Source organism: Streptomyces roseolus (genome assembly GCF_014649855.1).
GTDB lineage: Bacteria > Actinomycetota > Actinomycetes > Streptomycetales > Streptomycetaceae > Streptomyces > Streptomyces roseolus.
In genome coordinates this window covers 1-2,263 of sequence record NZ_BMTV01000075.1, presented here as the reverse complement: position 1 = coordinate 2,263, position 2,263 = coordinate 1, and the positions used below count along the sequence as shown (strand labels likewise).

Sequence of the window (2,263 nt, the reverse complement as noted above, 5' to 3'; positions counted from 1 at the left end):
CGGGTCGTCAAGGGCATCCCGCTCAAGGACTACGCCTCCTGGCTCGACGAGGGCGCGCTGTTCAAGGGCCAGTGGGGTCTGAAGGACCCCGCGTCGATCGAGTCGGAGGGGCGGCCGCGTCTGCGGGCGCTGCTCGACCGGGTCGAGCGGGAGGGCCTGGTGGAGGCGGCCGTGGTCCACGGCTGGTTCCCCTGCGTGTCCAAGGGCGACGATCTGATCGTCCTGGACGAGCACGGGAGCGAGCGGACCCGCTTCACCTTCCCCCGCCAGGAGCGCGGCCGGCGCCTCTGCCTCGCCGACTTCTTCCGCCCCGAGGAGTCCGGGGAGACCGACGCCGTCGCCCTCCAGGTCGTCACGGTCGGTCCGCGGATCGGCGAGGAGACCGCCCGGCTCTTCGCCGCCGACGCCTACCGCGACTACCTCGAACTCCACGGCCTGTCCGTACAGTTGGCGGAGGCACTGGCCGAGTACTGGCACGCGCGCGTGCGGCGGGAGTGGGGCATCGGCGGCGCGGACCCGGCGGGTCTCGCCGGCATGCTCCGCACCGAGTACCAGGGCTGCCGCTACTCCCTCGGCTACCCGGCCTGCCCCGACCTGGAGGACCGGGCGAAGATCGCCGACCTGCTCCGGCCGGAGCGGATCGGGGTCGAGCTCTCGGAGGAGTACCAGCTCCATCCCGAGCAGTCGACGGACGCGATCGTCGTCCACCACCCGGAGGCGAGCTACTTCAACGCGGGAGGCCGACGCCTGTGAACCCGGCCCGTGGGAAGCCCACCTTCTCCTTCGAGTTCTTCCCGCCGAAGACCGACAAGGGCGAGCGGACGCTGTGGGACGCGATCCGGCGCGTGGAGGCGCTCCGGCCGGACTTCGTCTCCGTCACGTACGGCGCCGGCGGCTCCTCCCGGGAGCGGACGGTCGAGGTCACGAAGCGGATCGCCGCCGAGACCACGCTCCGGCCCGTCGCCCACCTCACCGCCGTCGGCCACTCCGTCGCCGAACTCCGGCACATCATCGGGCAGTACGCCGACGCCGGCGTCCGGGACGTGCTCGTCCTGCGCGGCGACCCGCCCGGTGACCCCCTGGGGCCCTGGACCCCTCACCCCGAGGGCTTCACCTACGCCTACGAGCTGGTCGAACTCGTGCGCTCGCTCGGCGACTTCAGGATCGGCGTCGCCGCCTTCCCGGAGCGCCACCCTCGCTCCGCCGACTGGGACGGCGAGATCCGCCACTTCGTCGCCAAGTGCGAGGCGGGCGCCGACTACGCGATCACCCAGATGTTCTTCGACCCGGAGGACTATCTGCGGCTGCGCGACCGGGTCGCCGCCGCCGGCTGCGACACCCCGATCATCCCCGAGATCATGCCGGCCACCGACGTCCGGCAGATCCGCCGCTTCGCCGAGCTCAGCGGCGCCGCCTTCCCCGAGCACCTCACGCACCGCCTGGAGGCCGCCAAGGACGACCCGGCGCGTGCTCACCGCATCGGCGTCGAGCACGCCACCGCGATGGCCGAGCGCCTGCTCGGCGAGGGTGCGCCGGGCCTGCACTACATCACGCTCAACAAGTCGACGGCGACGGTCGAGATCCACCGCAACGTCGTGAACGCCCCCGCAACGAACCCAAGGAGCACACCGCATGCCCTCGCAGCCGCCCGCTGACTTCACCGACTTCAAGGTCGCCGACCTGTCCCTGGCCGCCTTCGGTCGGAAGGAGATCACCCTCGCCGAGCACGAGATGCCCGGCCTGATGGCGATCCGCCGCGAGTACGCGGAGGCCCAGCCCCTCGCCGGCGCCCGGATCACCGGCTCGCTGCACATGACCGTGCAGACCGCCGTCCTCATCGAGACGCTCGTCGCCCTCGGCGCCGAGGTCCGCTGGGTGTCCTGCAACATCTTCTCCACCCAGGACCACGCTGCCGCCGCGATCGCCGCCGCCGGGATCCCCGTCTTCGCCTGGAAGGGCGAGACCCTGGAGGAGTACTGGTGGTGCACCGAGCAGGCCCTCACCTGGCCCGGAGGCGACGGCCCGAACATGATCCTGGACGACGGCGGTGACGCCACCCTCCTCGTCCACAAGGGCGTCGAGTACCGCAAGACCGGCGCGCTGCCGGAGGCCGAGAACGAGGAACTGGCCGTCGTGCGCGCGCTGCTGGAGAACAGCCCGCTGGACTGGCCGGCGCTCGCGGCCGGCATCCGGGGCGTCACCGAGGAGACCACCACCGGCGTCCACCGTCTCTACGAGATGATGCAGGCCGGCACGCTCCTCT

3 protein-coding genes are annotated in these 2,263 nt (G+C 71.9%); all 3 read left to right on the top strand.

The genetic code is table 11. The features are described from left to right. Positions 1-753, top strand: a 753-nt coding sequence (locus IE245_RS36485) for a vitamin B12 dependent-methionine synthase activation domain-containing protein (RefSeq protein ID WP_308436663.1), incomplete at its 5' end; no start/stop codon positions are given. Further along, complete coding sequence (metF, locus tag IE245_RS36480; RefSeq protein WP_189955741.1) at positions 750-1,655, top strand: methylenetetrahydrofolate reductase [NAD(P)H]; 906 nt, start codon at positions 750-752, stop codon at positions 1,653-1,655. The genes IE245_RS36485 and metF, both read left to right, overlap by 4 nt. Then, the coding region (locus IE245_RS36475) for an adenosylhomocysteinase (RefSeq protein ID WP_189955738.1) at positions 1,633-2,263 on the top strand (631 nt) is incomplete at its 3' end. The genes metF and IE245_RS36475, both read left to right, overlap by 23 nt.